This is a genomic window from Virgibacillus sp. FSP13, assembly GCF_054048505.1.
In genome coordinates this window covers 107100-121812 of sequence record NZ_JBSVKG010000003.1, presented here as the reverse complement: position 1 = coordinate 121812, position 14713 = coordinate 107100, and the positions used below count along the sequence as shown (strand labels likewise).

General features: G+C 39.3%; 14 protein-coding genes. 8 read left to right on the top strand and 6 right to left on the bottom strand.

The features are described from left to right. Window positions 1-58 precede the first annotated feature (58 nt). Window positions 59-514 (top strand): CoxG family protein, encoded by a 456-nt coding sequence (locus ACW2QC_RS04380; protein ID WP_457542763.1) that lies wholly within the window; start codon window positions 59-61, stop codon window positions 512-514. Between the two features lie 148 nt (window positions 515-662). On the opposite strand, the gene ACW2QC_RS04375 is transcribed toward ACW2QC_RS04380, so the two are convergent. Further along, window positions 663-911, bottom strand: a complete 249-nt coding sequence (locus ACW2QC_RS04375; protein ID WP_457542762.1) for a hypothetical protein — start codon at window positions 909-911, stop codon at window positions 663-665. Window positions 912-1037: 126 nt separating this feature from the next. Beyond that, on the bottom strand, window positions 1038-2627 hold the full coding sequence (locus tag ACW2QC_RS04370; protein WP_457542761.1) for a long-chain-fatty-acid--CoA ligase: 1590 nt from the start codon (window positions 2625-2627) through the stop codon (window positions 1038-1040). Between the two features lie 370 nt (window positions 2628-2997). On the opposite strand from ACW2QC_RS04370, the gene ACW2QC_RS04365 reads away from it, so the two are divergent. Continuing rightward, the gene (locus ACW2QC_RS04365) at window positions 2998-4005 is read left to right on the top strand and encodes a YecA family protein (protein ID WP_457542760.1); all 1008 of its coding nucleotides are present in this window, start codon (window positions 2998-3000) and stop codon (window positions 4003-4005) included. 141 nt (window positions 4006-4146) lie between these two features. Here ACW2QC_RS04365 and ACW2QC_RS04360 read toward each other — a convergent pair whose 3' ends face one another. The 3 genes from ACW2QC_RS04360 to ACW2QC_RS04350 all read right to left on the bottom strand — a co-directional run bounded on the left by ACW2QC_RS04360 (window position 4147) and on the right by ACW2QC_RS04350 (window position 6644). Beyond that, window positions 4147-4581 (bottom strand): toxin-antitoxin system TumE family protein, encoded by a 435-nt coding sequence (locus ACW2QC_RS04360; RefSeq protein WP_457542759.1) that lies wholly within the window; start codon window positions 4579-4581, stop codon window positions 4147-4149. Continuing rightward, complete coding sequence (locus tag ACW2QC_RS04355; RefSeq protein ID WP_457542758.1) at window positions 4562-5230, bottom strand: hypothetical protein; 669 nt, start codon at window positions 5228-5230, stop codon at window positions 4562-4564. The genes ACW2QC_RS04360 and ACW2QC_RS04355 overlap by 20 nt, the downstream gene beginning before the upstream one ends. A 244-nt stretch (window positions 5231-5474) precedes the next feature. Beyond that, a complete protein-coding gene (locus ACW2QC_RS04350) occupies window positions 5475-6644 on the bottom strand; it encodes an aminotransferase class I/II-fold pyridoxal phosphate-dependent enzyme (protein ID WP_457542882.1) in 1170 nt (389 codons plus the stop codon). Window positions 6645-6877: 233 nt separating this feature from the next. On the opposite strand from ACW2QC_RS04350, the gene ACW2QC_RS04345 reads away from it, so the two are divergent. After that, entirely contained in the window at window positions 6878-7672 is a 795-nt protein-coding gene (locus ACW2QC_RS04345; RefSeq protein WP_457542757.1) for a carbon-nitrogen family hydrolase, read from the top strand. 49 nt (window positions 7673-7721) lie between these two features. After that, on the top strand, window positions 7722-8567 hold the full coding sequence (locus ACW2QC_RS04340; RefSeq protein WP_457542756.1) for a YitT family protein: 846 nt from the start codon (window positions 7722-7724) through the stop codon (window positions 8565-8567). Window positions 8568-8661: 94 nt separating this feature from the next. Here the strand turns inward: ACW2QC_RS04340 and ACW2QC_RS04335 are convergent, their stop codons facing one another. After that, window positions 8662-9654, bottom strand: a complete 993-nt coding sequence (locus tag ACW2QC_RS04335; protein WP_457542755.1) for a LacI family DNA-binding transcriptional regulator — start codon at window positions 9652-9654, stop codon at window positions 8662-8664. A gap of 354 nt (window positions 9655-10008) precedes the next feature. On the opposite strand from ACW2QC_RS04335, the gene ACW2QC_RS04330 reads away from it, so the two are divergent. Genes ACW2QC_RS04330 through ACW2QC_RS04315 form a run of 4 tightly spaced genes read left to right on the top strand, consistent with a single transcriptional unit; the run spans window position 10009 to window position 14706 of the window. Further along, window positions 10009-11184, top strand: coding sequence for a galactokinase (locus tag ACW2QC_RS04330; protein WP_457542754.1), 1176 nt, complete (start codon window positions 10009-10011; stop codon window positions 11182-11184). Then, window positions 11185-12177, top strand: coding sequence for a UDP-glucose 4-epimerase GalE (galE, locus tag ACW2QC_RS04325; protein ID WP_457542753.1), 993 nt, complete (start codon window positions 11185-11187; stop codon window positions 12175-12177). Window positions 12178-12183: 6 nt separating this feature from the next. Continuing rightward, complete coding sequence (gene galT / locus ACW2QC_RS04320) at window positions 12184-13662, top strand: UDP-glucose--hexose-1-phosphate uridylyltransferase (protein WP_457542752.1); 1479 nt, start codon at window positions 12184-12186, stop codon at window positions 13660-13662. Window positions 13663-13674: 12 nt separating this feature from the next. Then, on the top strand, window positions 13675-14706 hold the full coding sequence (locus ACW2QC_RS04315) for an aldose epimerase family protein (RefSeq protein WP_457542751.1): 1032 nt from the start codon (window positions 13675-13677) through the stop codon (window positions 14704-14706). Window positions 14707-14713: the final 7 nt, after the last annotated feature.

Sequence of the window (14713 nt, the reverse complement as noted above, 5' to 3'; positions counted from 1 at the left end):
GCAGACACAAAGCGTTATTTAACAAAAAGTGCAACCCCACGAAAAGGAGGATATCACCATGCCGAGCGGTGAACATCATTTAGAATTAGATATTCCCATTGAACATGTCTGGTCTTTCGTTAGTGATATGAACAAATGGGCACCTTTAGTACCAGGATACATGGAACACAAGATATTACACGAGAGACAATCAACATGGAAATTTAAGGGGGAAATTGGGATTATTCAAAAGACAGTCCACCTGCAAATCGACATTACCAAATGGCAAGAGCCAACAAGGGTTACGTTTAATTTGACCGGACTAAATGAAAATGTAAAGGGAAATGGCTATTTTGTGGCAAGAACATTAGATGGAAACAAAACAGAAGTAACGAGCTATCTTGGTGTTACCGCAAAAGGCATGAAAGGTCCAGTAATCAACTCTGTTTTAAAATCACTGGTTCCCAAAACGACAAAGGAGTTGACAGAAGCAATAGCTGCTAAAGTAATTAGGCAAGATGCTGTTACGGTTTAACAACAGTGACACATAGTAAACACGGGTCCTCTTGACATAAGGATCCGTGTTTACTTTTTTATCAGGTTCTTTTCGTATGTATGTTACTATTTAGGATCGTAGTTTTTAATTCGTATCCAAAAGCAACAAACTTTTACAATATAACCTTTCACCTCTGTGTTGTTAACTCTTGCGCCTGATACAGGTATACGTTTACTATTCTGTAGGTGATGCTTCCGCTCTCAAGACGATGTTTTCGATTTCGCGCCGATGTTTTTGCTCTCGGGTCGATGTTTTTGCTCTCGGGAAGATGTTTTCGAATTCGTGCCGATGTTTCCACTCTCGGGTCGATGTTTCTGCTATCCCGCCGATGTTCCCGCTCTCGCGCCAATGTACCCTGATCTAATGAGGAAGCCAAGGCTACCCTGTTATTTCCCGGGTAATATTTTGTAGAATCATGTTACATGCAATGAAGATTAAACAACACAAAGCAAGCACCCTCAATAATGGGAGGGTGCCTGCTTTTGTTACTATATTACATTTTCTAATTCACTTTCTTCGGTCCTTCCCAATGCAATTCTCTTAATCGATACTTTTGCAGTTTACCTGTAGCTGTTTTTGGCAAGGACTCTACGAATTCAATTGCTTTGGGTGCTTTAAAGTGTGCCATGTTAGACCGGCAATACTCAATGATAGCCTCCTCTGTTACTGTTGCCTCCGGGTATAATACAATAAACGCTTTCGGTACTTCACCCCATTTTTCATCTGGGATGGATATAACAGCTACTTCCATAACATCTGGATGCTTATAAAGTACACCTTCTACTTCGGTTGAGGAAATATTTTCACCCCCAGAAATAATCAAGTCCTTGGCACGATCGCGTATTTCAACGTACCCATTTGAATAGGTAACCGCTAAGTCTCCAGTATGGAACCATCCATCCTTAATTGCTGCAGCAGTCTTTTCTGGATCTTTGTAATAACCATCCATCACTACATTGCCGCGGGTAATAATTTCTCCCAATTCTTCTCCATCCCATGCGACCTCTTCTCCATCTGGACGAACAACTTTTGTTTCCCCGTTAAAAGCCAGCTCAATTCCTTGTCTTGCTTTAATTGCTGCTTGGTCATCCGATGTTTTTACATCAAATTCCTTTTTCCATTCACAATAGAGAATGAACGGTGAAGTTTCCGTCAAACCGTAGACATGGATCATGTTTAACCCCAAAATGTCTTGAGCCTTATGAATAAGTGCTGCCGCTGGAGGAGCTCCTGCAGTTGCCATGCGCGGATTTGTCTTAATATCCGTTTCTTTTGCTTTTGGATCATTGATTAGCATATTAATAACGGTTGGTGCTCCACATAGCAAGGAAATATGCTTTCGTTCAAACAAATCAAGAATATGTGGCGGATCAACCTTACGTAAACATACATGGGTACCACCAGCCGCTGTTATAGCCCAAACACCACCCCAGCCATTTGCATGGAACATCGGTAATGTATGAAGGTAAACATCATCATGACTTACACCGAGATGATACATAAAATTAGCTGCGTTTAGGTAGTTACTACGATGATTCAACATCACACCTTTTGGCTTCGATGTTGTTCCACTCGTATAATTCAGTGTAAGAAGTTGATTTTCATCTATATCAACCTGTGGAAGTGCTATATCTGGAGCATGCTGAAGAAATGCCTCATAGTCTACACCTTTCAACGATGTTTCTTGACCTTCTACGGAAACGATAATAATCTGTTCTAGTGAAAGTTCATCGACAATTTCCTCAATTGGACCACTGAATTCTTCATCAACAATTAACATTTTTGCATCACTATGGTTGATGATATATGCTAAGTCCTTCGCATTTAATCGGTAATTGAGCGGTACCATTGCAGCACCAAGCTGACAAATCCCATAGAAGCATTCCAGCATATAATGAGTATTCGGGAGCATTACTGCAACATGTTCACCTTTTTGGATACCTGAATCGTGTAAAGCAATGGAAAGCTTGTCAGATCGTTCTCCAAATTCCTTATACGAAAATTCTTTTTCACCATCAATAACAGCTATTTTTTCTGGATAATATTTCACTGCCCTGCGTTTCCAATCTAGTGGGGTTAATGCGGAAAACATAGTAGACAACTCCTTCTAAGTGATTTACGCTTTGATTCATTTTCCCTTCCGATCAATCTTACTTTTGATTTTAAGATAAAGCGCTTTCGTTTGTAATTATAATAATATACTGTTTATTATCTTACAAGTAAAAATTACCTAAATTATTTAATTATTATGATTAAATTCCATTATCCCTTTGCTACATATTATAGAAGAAGTTTTAACGGTTGATGTTCTTGCTATTTTTATTGCCAATATATCGCCATTTCGGTATAGTAATAACTAAAAAGATAGTGATTAATCAGCATTTAACCCTCTCGACTTGAATAAAACAAGATTTTCCTTCATAATTAGAAGGCAATTAAACAAAACGTGGGGTGCCTTAATAATGAGCAAAATTAGAAGAAATGATCCGTGTCCATGTGGAAGTGGTAAAAAGTATAAAAAGTGCCATGGTGCTTCCAATGCAACCGGTGTCAACCCCAAATTGATAAACGATTCACTTGATCGTTTACATCAAGAGGTAATTTCTTTTGCTATAAACAACAATCAAAATAAAATAAACGAACAAATCAAAAAGCATGACAACCCATTTTTGCAAGATAATGTGGAAACAGCAGATGTATATACTACAGGCCTAACCATGTGGATCTTGTTAAATGTGCCTTGCTTTACAAACAACCAAACAATATTTGACATTTTTTATCACCATCGAAAGGCAACGTTAAATCAACAAACAAGCAATGCATTTGCCAAATGGAGGAATACTGTCCCATCTGTATACGAAGTCATCTCCGTTGATCAACTACAAAAACGCGCTGTGACAGTCCGTGATATTTTGACAGAGGATTCCTTCCAAATTCCTTTCCACGATGGGGATGATTATCTGGAAGGAAGTCTAATTATTGGGACGCTTGTACCATTTGCCAACCAGCACAACTTCTTTTATACCCTAATCAAGTTATACCGTCATGATAAAGAAGTTTTACGAAAGCTATTACAACAATACACGAACGAAATCGGCGGACTAAGTAGGAATTTCCCTAATTTCTTAGCTGATGCACTTCTTCTTGGCGTTGATGCAAATGAGTGGGACAATCCGTTACATGAGGAGACAGCTCAATTATTTGCCAAACATATGGTTGACAAAGATATTCACGATGAAATTATTCTAAAAGGGGTTGCACTTTGGAATCAGTACTGTAAAGCGGAAAACCCGTCCCTTAAAAAGATCGAATCCTATGCAGCTGCATTAGAATACTTGGTGCAAAAAACACTTCTAGCTAGTACAAGCGTTACACAAGGTCAGCTAGCAGAAGAGTACGGAGCGTCACCTGGTACCGTTTCAACTATTTTCCGTAAATTATCGAATGTGTTGTCGGATGATGTGGAGTAGGACATGCTTCTTTCGCATTCTAGGATTGACCTAAAAAGCAATCGACCTGAATCAGTCGATTGCTTTTTTTATTACCTGCTTTTATTAACTAGCATAGGATCAAACCCCGACCGTGGAGTCTGATCCTTAGAATTCGTTTCCTTATTCATAATAATATTGCATGAATCGACTGTATTCTATAAAGCGTAATATTGTCGCTAAATCCTTTGGGCCTTCTTCGCCTGCTATTAAAAACGGCAACCTTTTACTGGCTTTTAAATCGTCCATGTGTTCTTTCGCATGTATATGGAATGGTTCAGTGGTAGTTTGATAATCTGAATCATTATGAGGCTCACTGTGAAACTTTATAATGATTCTTCCGTTGCTGTCATACAAATCATAATGATAAAACTCAATTCTGTTATTTTTGACAACCTCATGACAATGCATCTTGGATAAATCGTTAAAAATGATTGTTTTCCGAATGGAACCTGGCTTAGAGGGAAAACCATTGCTTCTATCTCGAATTTCCTCGATCAAGTGAGAATACGATTTTTCTAAAAAACGAAAATTTGTCTTAGGAAGTCCTGTTGACATCTTTCATCCGTTCTAAGAAAAACTTCCATGCTGTTAAGTCTGTTTGCTCTTCTGGTGTCATTTCATTGAAAGATTTCTTTGCAAGTGTTTTATTGTATTCTCCCCCATATTTATTTTCATACATTGCCAATTGACCAACCAAGAAGGCATACTCATCATTATCTTTAATGTTCTCATCATTCTCAACACTTTCTTCGTTATACATTTCAACAACTTCTTTTACATATAAAACCTCTCCTGATTGTGCCATATACCTTGTATTTGCAGAAATTCGCGCTTGTTTATTGCGTTCCTTACGTTCAACTCCAATAAAGCGACCTTCCTTAATCCAATTATTAATTGTTGTAGTAGAGACACCAAAAAACTTTGCTAACTGTCCTGTTGTATAAATTGGTACATGCTCAGTTTCTTCCGCTGCAATTGTTGCCATATGCTCAAGAATTTGAGAGAAACATGCTTTTAACTCATCTGAATTAGTAAAGATTCTTTCATCTAATTTTTCTAGATGCAATTCATTACCATTTGTCTTTTCTAAAAAATTTACTAAGACCTTAAAAAAAAGCATATTACCTTTGTCTTGTTCCAAAAATAAATCTGCAATGGAATCCTTACGTTTTTTAAACTCATTTAATTCGTATGCAGTTAACATAAACATCTCCTCCCACCTCCTACGTTACACAAACTGCAACTGAACTGCAAGTAAATTAAAATAAAAGTACAAGTAAACTGCAAAAAAAGAGTAACTAATATCATTATTATTGCTATGGTTACATTTTATACATCACTTTTTAGATTTTTATTTACTTACTAATTTTGCTTGTGAATGAAGGTTTTCAGATGATATTCAAAGGGAATAATGACAGACGAGTTTGGAAAATACATCCCCTTGCCTTCTAAAACAACCCCAGCTCACCAATCCGCTCAGCCGCTTCCCCCAGCCGTTCTTCAGAATCCAACAAACCGACGCGCACATATCCTTCTCCCTTTGTCCCAAATCCGTTCCCGGGTGCTACAACAACATGCGCTTTTTCTAAAAGTAGATCAGCAAATTCCGTTGAAGAATAACCTGTTGGAACTGGCAGCCAGGCGAAAAAAGTACCCTTTGGCGCATCTACCTTCCAACCAATTTGGTGTAATGCTGCAATAAAGCGATTACGCCGTCTTTCATATGTATCCAGCAATTTGCGTACTGCCGTCTGATCCCCTGTTAGCGCTTCTGCTGCTGCTTGTTGGACCGCACCAAACAAACTGACATAAAGATGATCCTGAATCAGATTGATACTTCTCACTACAGATGGATTTCCTACAGCAAATGCGACCCGCCATCCAGCCATATTGTATGTTTTTGATAGGGTATAAATTTCAACACCAACATCCTTAGCACCAGTAGATTGCAAAAAACTTTGCGGTTTCTCGTCATACCCAAGTGCACCGTACGCAAAATCATGCACTACACATATATTATTTTTTTCCGCCAGTTCTACCGTTTCATCAAAAAAACCTTTTGTTGCTGTTGCGGCTGTTGGGTTGTTTGGATAATTTAGGAACATTAATTTTGCTTGCTCCAATACATCTACTGAAAGCTCGCTATAATTAGGCAAAAAATCATTTTTCTTCACTAATGGCATGAATTTAGTTTCCGCATCAGCCATCGCAATCCCTGACATGTAGTCTGGATATCCCGGATCTGGCAACAATGCCAAATCTCCCGGATTCAATAAACATTGGCTTAATTCCACAAGACCCGTCTTAGCGCCGAAAAGAATGGCTACCTCATGTTCCGGATCAATCGTAACGTCATACTCTCTTTTATAAAAAGCTGCCACTGCTTCCTTTAAATAAGCAAACCCTTGAAAAGGTGAATATTTATGATTAATAGGATCTGTTGCTGCTTCCTGTAATGATTTCACAATCGAATCAGGCGTTGGCAAATCCGGATTACCCTGCCCTAAATTAATGATATCGTACCCCTGATCTATCAAATCCTGTGCCTTTTTCACAAGCTTCGCAAAAAACTGCTCAGGCAATCGCTTCAACATTGCTGATTGTTCAAATGTCCGCACCATACTCACACTCCTACCCTAAGTCATTGATTTTCATGATAGCGACATCATCTATTTTTGTAAAGGAAAGAATGTTAAGATAAAAGTCAAAATAGAAGTTATTCTTTACTACAAAGCTCTTCTCCCAATGGAAAACAAATGATTTTTCCTCTATGATGAAGGCAAGGTCTATATTAATAAAAATTTGAGAATTCCAGTTTCATAACATTATCAAGAAAGGTAGTGGGAAACGAATGAAATATGCTATTTATCAAACGGAAGTTATTGCAGGAAATCCGGAAGCAAACCGCCAACAGGTTGAAGAGTGGGTTAAACGTGTTGTCAAACAGGAACGACCAGACACCATTCTACTTCCAGAAATGTGGAATACCGGCTATGCGTTATCAGAACTAGTAAACACAGCTGATCAGGACGGAGAACCAACAAAATCATTTCTTCGTGAATTAGCCAAAACGTATAACATTAATATTGTTGGTGGTTCAATCGGCAATAAAAAGGATGATAAATTCTATAATACAAGTCTCGTTTTTGACCGTAAAGGAGAACTCGTTTACCACTATGACAAAATCCACCTCGTTCCTATGTTGAATGAACATCAGTATTTAACAGGCGGACAAAAAAAGGTGCACACATTTGAATTGGATCATGTTAAAATGGGACTTATTATTTGCTATGACCTGCGTTTTCCTGAGTTGGCAAGACAACTGGCATTAGAAGGTGCACAAGTACTACACATTGTTGCCGAATGGCCAATTGCTAGAAAAGACCATTGGAAAAGCCTCCAGCTTGCACGTGCAATCGAAAATCAATTTTTTGTCGTTTCCAGCAATACGGTTGGTACGTATAACGGGACAGAATATGCAGGTGAATCAATGGTAATCGATCCTTGGGGAATAACAATTGCAACAGGCAGTGTCCAAAACAAAGAAACAATCACAGCAACATTGGATCTATCCATTGTTCCAAAGGTTAGAAAAGATGTCCCAATTTTTTCAAGTAGAGTCCCGGAAATGTATGATCTGTCTTAATGAATTTACTTTTCTAACAAACTAGTTTACAAGGAAGGAGGAAAATAAGATGAATAGAACAACAAAAGATATCGTGCTTCTTATCATTGGCTCACTTATTTTTGCGCTAGGAATCAATTATTTCACCATCCCTAACCATTTATCGGAAGGCGGGGTTATCGGTATAACAATTGTGACCTATTATTTATTCGAGTGGTCGCCTGGTATCGTTAATTTCATCGTAAACGTATTATTACTGGCAGCAGGATATAAATTTTTCAGTAAACGAATTATTTGGTATACGATCATCTCCATCGTGTTTTCCTCCATCTTTTTACATGTAACGGTGAATGTAGGTGAAGAAATAAATGAAGATACACTGCTTGCCGCTTTATTTGCCGGCTTAACAGTTGGTCTTGGGCTAGGATTAATTTTTCGTGCAGGAGGAACTTCAGGTGGATCAGCTATCCTCGCCCGCTTAGCGAATCAGTTTTTGGGTTGGAGTATTGGAAAAGGAATGCTCGTAATTGATATTCTTGTCATCGCCGGTTCTGCCTTTATCATTGGTCGGGAAAAAGCGATGTATACTTTGATTGCCGTTTATGTTGGTGCTAAAGTAATTGATGTGGTTGTCGAGGGCGCAAATGAACGGACCGCGGTATTGATTATTTCTAGGAACCCTAATGAAGTATTGAACCAAGTTACAACGAAAATGGCCCGTGGTATCACAGTGCTGGACGGAAAAGGCGGCTATACAAAGGCAGACAAGGAAGTTTTGTATCTTGTCGTAAATAAACAGGAAATCGTCCAACTGAAAAAAATCATCCAGGATATTGATCCAGATGCATATGTAACCGTTCATAGCGTGCAGGAGATATTCAGGAAAGGGTATAAAGGATCGCTAGCTAAGAGTTGATAACTAAATGAAAAACGCTCGGAACACAACCGCCTCCTCTCCTACAGGTGCAGTTCATATTCCAAGCGTTTTTTAGTGGGAATGCTATGCTATCCTATCGACTACTTTCCCGAACGATTAATTCCGTTGCTAAGGTTACTTTTTTTGCAACTGTCCGGTTATCAAGAATTCTTTCTTCTAATAATGAAACAGCTGTCTCTCCCATTAATTCAGTTGGCACTCGTACCGTACTTAATGAGGGGGAAACATACTTTGCCACACTTGAATCATTAAATCCGATAATGCTGACTCTATTTGGCACATCAATCCCATGGTCATTTAATGCGCGCAATGCCCCTATGGCGATGGAATCATTTGCACAAAAGAAGGCTGTGGGCAAATCATCTTTCAATTTACCAATTGCCTTCTCCATCATTTGATAACCAGAATCGACCGAAAATGAACCGTTAAAGCAATACTTTTCCACATATAAACCGTTCTCTTTCATGTAGTTCTGAAAACTTTCATATCTTGGATCTAAAAGCGTGCTTGTTGAATCAGAGAATTGCTCCTCACCAGCAAGCATACCAATTTTCTCGTGACCATTAGCATGCAAATGAGACAAGATACTGTTTGTAGCCTGATGGAAATCAACGACAACGGAATCATACGATGGGAAGGGATGACTATCATCCACAAAGCAGATGGTTGAACTCCATTCCCGCAGTTGCTTGATTTGTTTTTCGGAAAACTTGCCGATTGCAATAATTCCGTCTATCTTCATGCTGCTTTTTTTATCCGTATGCTGGAAAATACGGATATACTCATACTGATCATTCTCCATTTTTTTCTCTGCACCATGTCGGATGGCATAATAATACATGTCATTCAGTTCTTCCGACTCCGTGTACCATTGCACAACCGCTATCCGCAGTTGCTTATTCGTCTTTTTGTTTTGATGCTTTTTATAATCCAACAGCTCTGCGGCCGCAAAAATCCGCTTTTTCGTAGCCGCCCCTACTGACAAAGTCGGATCACCGTTTAGCACGCGTGATACGGTTGCAATGGATACATCTACCTTTTTTGCTATATCTTTAATCGTTGCCATTTTCTCAACTCCGATTTCCCATTATCTAACCAAAGGGAAAATATCATATTTTACTAATTTTTTTACTCGCCATTTCCTTTTAAAACCTTCTAAGATATTTTGTAATTTAAGTATACGCTTTCACTATTTTTTCGTAAAGAATTTTTTTGCAAGCGTACATAAGTAACTAAGGATAAATAGTCGGAGAGTAAATACTTTATTTTAACTAAAATAATTATTACTTTTACTAAAATAATGGGCGAATACCATTGTGATGATACCTAATTCATAGTAAACTGAACATAGTTAACAAATTCTCATTGCATCGTTTTGTAAGCGCATTAACAAATGAATCTAGATGGAGGGAATCTTTCGATGAAAAACCTCAATAAGGAATTTCAGGAAGTTTTCGGGATAACCAGAAAGCCATCCCAATTCTTCGCACCGGGTAGAATTAACCTAATCGGAGAGCATACGGACTATAATGGCGGACACGTCTTTCCGGCAGCGATTTCGTTCGGCACCTATGCTCTGGGAATCAAACGAAACGATTCGAAATTCCGCTTTTACTCAATGAACTTCGCTAAAGACGGGATAATCGAATGTGATCTGGCGGATTTAAGTTACAACGAGCAACATGACTGGGCAAACTATCCAAAAGGAATGATTACGTACATCATGGAAGCTGGTTTATCGATAACCAGTGGTGCAGATATCCTTTACTACGGAGACATTCCGAATGGTGCTGGTCTTTCATCTTCAGCATCCATTGAAATGGTAACCGGTGTCTTACTGGAAAACCTTTTTAATCTTAAAATTGACCGCATTCAAATGATTACGCTTGGACAGCGAGTTGAAAATGACTATATCGGGGTAAACTCTGGTATTATGGATCAGTTTGCGATCGGCATGGGCAAACAAGATCATGCGATTCTATTAGACTGTCAAACATTGAAATATGAATACGCGCCAATTAAGCTGGATAACCATGCTATCCTAATTATTAACACAAATAAACAGCGCACACTTGCCGGCTCGAAATACAATAAACGCCGCACCCAATGTGAACAGGCTCTACATGACTTGAAAACAGAGCTTGCCATTGATAGTCTTGGCGCATTAACTAGTGAACAATTTGAACAGCATAAACACCTCATCCAGGATGAAATAAATCAGAAGCGCGCAAGACATGCTGTTTCTGAAAATGTTCGTACTGTTACGGCATTAAAAAAACTGCAAGCTGGTGATTTGGAGGCATTCGGAAAACTGATGAATGAATCTCATCAGTCCTTAAAGAATGATTATGACGTTACTGGCGCGGAACTTGATACGATCGTAAAAGCAGCCTGGGATTTAGATGGTGTGTTAGGCGCTCGCATGACTGGCGCCGGATTTGGTGGTTGTGCCATTGCGATTGTTGAACAGGATAAAATCGAAAACGTGAAGCAACATGTAAATACCACTTACCGGGATACACTTGGCTATGATGCAACATTTTATACAGCGGCAATCAGTGACGGTGCCAAACAAATGACAGAAGGAGTGCTTTAAATGCGAATATTAGTTCCAGGTGGAGCAGGTTATATTGGTTCCCATGCAGTCTATCAATTAATCGATCGAGGTGATCATGTCGTTGTCGTGGATAGTTTGGAGACCGGACACAGAGAAGCGGTTCATCCACAGGCAGCATTCTACCAAGGCGACATTCGCGATATTGATTTTTTACGTAACGTTTTTGCGAAGGAATCGATTGATGCTGTTGTTCATTTTGCAGCGAATTCACTTGTTGGAGAATCAATGGAGAAACCTCTTAAATACTTTGATAACAATGTGTATGGTACACAAGTATTATTAAGGGTTATGGTCGAACACAATGTGAACTATATCGTGTTCTCCTCCACTGCCGCAACGTACGGAGAACCGGAGTCTGTTCCATTGACCGAAACGATGCGGGCAAATCCAGCCAATGCCTATGGTGAAACAAAATTGACGATGGAAAAAATCATGAAGTGGACAGAACAAGCTCACGGCATTCAGTTTGTTTCATTGCGGTACTTTAATGTTGCTGGGGCTAGGGAATCAGGGGAAATTGGCGAAGATCACCGCCCAGAGACACATCTTGTCCCCATTATTTTACAGACAGCACTTGGTCAACGATCCCATATTACAATTTTCGGTGAGGATTATGATACACCAGACGGCACCTGCATTCGCGATTATGTCCATGTAGAAGACTTGATTCGGGCACATCTTTTAGCATTGGATTATTTGCAAGACGGCGGACAAAGCGATATTTTCAACCTTGGCAGTAGTCAAGGTTTTTCCGTAAAAGAAATGATTGATACAGCGCGAGCCGTTACAGGTAAGGAGATACCAGCCCAAACCGGTGAACGCCGATCCGGAGACCCTAGTACCCTGATTGCTAGTTCGGATAAAGCTAAAAACATACTGAAATGGAACCCTATCCGGACATCGATTGAAAAAATCATGCAGGATGCTTGGAACTGGCACAATGCCCACCCAAATGGCTATGGAAAGGAGTAATCCATCATGATCTATCAGGACCTAGCAGGACTGATTCAGCAAGCAACAAATAAAGAATTAATTGATGAAGCAGATCGTATATATATACAAAATCAAGTCATGCATTTATTGCAACTAGAATCATTTCCGGAAAAAATTGATAACGTAAGCGAAGGAACGATTCCCAATTTACTGGAAAAACTGGTTGACTATGCAATCGAACATCAAGTCATTGAGGATGTTTTTGATGATAAGGAAATGCTAGCCGCCGCCATCATGAACTGCTTTGTGGCGCGTCCATCTGTTGTGAACGCCACTTTCCAGGAAAAATACGAACACTCACCAGAGGCTGCAACCGATTATTTTTATCAATTAAGTCAAAATAGCAATTACATTCAAATGAATCGTATTAGAAAAAACATCCATTTTAAAACAGATACACCATACGGGGAACTGGATATCACCATTAATTTATCAAAGCCGGAAAAGGACCCGGAACAGATCAAACGGGAACGCGAAATGAAAAAAACTGCTAATTATCCAAAATGTGTATTATGTGTGGAAAACGAAGGATACAATGGCAGAATCGGTTATCCTGCCCGCGCCAATCATCGTGTCATTCGTATCCCGATTTTGGATGAAAACTGGTATCTGCAATATTCACCATATGTTTACTATCCGGAGCACAGTATTTTACTAGCTGAAGAACATCGGAATATGAAAATAGATAAAGATGCCTTTAAACGACTACTTTTATTCACGGAAAAATTTCCACATTACTTCATCGGGTCCAATGCCGATCTGCCAATTGTTGGTGGCTCGATTTTGACCCATGATCACTACCAGGGTGGCCGTTATGAATTTGCCATGACAAGAGCAGGAAATAGATTTACATTTGAACTAGAAGGTTTTTCAGACGTGTCTGCTTCTGTTTTGAACTGGCCTTTATCCGTTATTCGCTTGAAAAGTTTTAAAAAAGAGCAATTGCTTGATGCAGCTGATCATATTTTACAAACGTGGCATGGCTATTCAGATGAACATGCTGGCGTGATAGCTCACACGAGAAACACACCCCACAATACGATCACACCAATTGCTCGAATACGAGATGGCGAACATGAATTGGATCTTGTTTTACGTAACAACCGTACATCTGAAGTATATCCGCTGGGAATTTTTCACCCACATGCAGACGTTCAGCATATTAAAAAGGAGAATATCGGGCTGATTGAAGTAATGGGTCTTGCAGTACTGCCTGCACGATTGAAGGATGAACTTGCGGCAATAGAACAATTTTTACAAGGTAAATCAGATGATGTAGCAAACTACCACCAAGACTGGGCACAGCAGATGAGGGAAACGCACGGAACAGTAGCAAATTCTGATGGTGCCAAGGCTATCATACAGAAGGAGCTTGCGAAAAAATTTGTCCGCGTTCTTGAGGATGCAGGAGTTTTCAAGGAAGATGCAGCATTTAACCGATTTATCAAAACGCTGAATAAGTAGGTGATTGAGCACATGAATATTTCGCAACAAACTAGATTAAATAAATGGACAGAATATACGCTTACGAATGATAACGGCATGGCAGTCAGCATACTCAACTACGGTGGAATTATTACAAAAATAATCACTCCAGATAAGGATGGAACAATGGAAAATGTCGTCTTGAGCTATGATGATTATGCTGACTACGAAGAGAACCCCCATTTTTTGGGTGCCCTTATCGGTCCCGTTGCGGGTAGGATTCAACATGCTTCCTTTAATCTGGATGGACGGTCCTATAAATTGGAAAAAAATGAAGGAAGCCACCATTTACATGGAGGTTCAAACGGATTTCATCGTAAAATTTGGGATGCTGAAACGTTTCAAACGGATGATTCAGCTAGTTTAATACTTGCCCTTTCACGTAAAGACGCAGAAAACGGCTATCCTGGCAATATTGAAGTCAATGTTACGTATACACTAAATAATGCCAATGAACTGTCACTCGATTATTGGGCCAGCACTGATCAAACAACAGCTTTAGCATTGACTAATCATTCCTATTTTAATTTAACTGGGAATCTGAAGAAACCTGTTCACAATCATCATGTCACATTTGCTAGTGATTGGATTGTAGAGCTTGATAATGAACTGATTCCAACAGGAAAATTACTAGAAACCTCTGAAACTAGTTTTGCTTTTCACAATGGGCGGACGCTTGACGATGGTTTCCGATCTGATTTAGTTCAACACCACATCGTTGACGATGGTTATGATCACTATTTTCTTTTTAACAACGAAGGTAATGTAGTCGTAAAAGAGGCTAGTTCTGGACGTGTTATGACGGTTAAAACTGATCAACCTGGAATGGTGATGTATACATCCAATGGATTGGATGATGGACTACGCTTAAGCGAAGGTCTTTCCCGGAAACATCTTGGTGTATGCTTTGAAACACAGGCTTCCCCAGCATCATTACATCATAATGGCTTACCAAGTATACGATTACACGCTGGGGAGGAATACAGGAAGCAGACTATGTTTTCGTTTGGAATAAAAAATTAAGTATAAG

Bases quoted from the DNA above. Each gene is read 5' to 3' on its own strand.
- ACW2QC_RS04355 (WP_457542758.1), bottom strand. From the start codon at position 5,230: ATGTTAACTGCATACGAATTAAATGAGTTTAAAAAACGTAAGGATTCC.
- ACW2QC_RS04365 (WP_457542760.1), top strand. From the start codon at position 2,998: ATGAGCAAAATTAGAAGAAATGATCCGTGTCCATGTGGAAGTGGTAAA.
- ACW2QC_RS04335 (WP_457542755.1), bottom strand. From the start codon at position 9,654: ATGGCAACGATTAAAGATATAGCAAAAAAGGTAGATGTATCCATTGCA.
- ACW2QC_RS04360 (WP_457542759.1), bottom strand. From the start codon at position 4,581: ATGTCAACAGGACTTCCTAAGACAAATTTTCGTTTTTTAGAAAAATCG.
- ACW2QC_RS04315 (WP_457542751.1), top strand. From the start codon at position 13,675: ATGAATATTTCGCAACAAACTAGATTAAATAAATGGACAGAATATACG.
- ACW2QC_RS04380 (WP_457542763.1), top strand. From the start codon at position 59: ATGCCGAGCGGTGAACATCATTTAGAATTAGATATTCCCATTGAACAT.
- galE (WP_457542753.1), top strand. From the start codon at position 11,185: ATGCGAATATTAGTTCCAGGTGGAGCAGGTTATATTGGTTCCCATGCA.
- ACW2QC_RS04345 (WP_457542757.1), top strand. From the start codon at position 6,878: ATGAAATATGCTATTTATCAAACGGAAGTTATTGCAGGAAATCCGGAA.
- ACW2QC_RS04340 (WP_457542756.1), top strand. From the start codon at position 7,722: ATGAATAGAACAACAAAAGATATCGTGCTTCTTATCATTGGCTCACTT.
- ACW2QC_RS04330 (WP_457542754.1), top strand. From the start codon at position 10,009: ATGAAAAACCTCAATAAGGAATTTCAGGAAGTTTTCGGGATAACCAGA.
- ACW2QC_RS04370 (WP_457542761.1), bottom strand. From the start codon at position 2,627: ATGTTTTCCGCATTAACCCCACTAGATTGGAAACGCAGGGCAGTGAAA.
- galT (WP_457542752.1), top strand. From the start codon at position 12,184: ATGATCTATCAGGACCTAGCAGGACTGATTCAGCAAGCAACAAATAAA.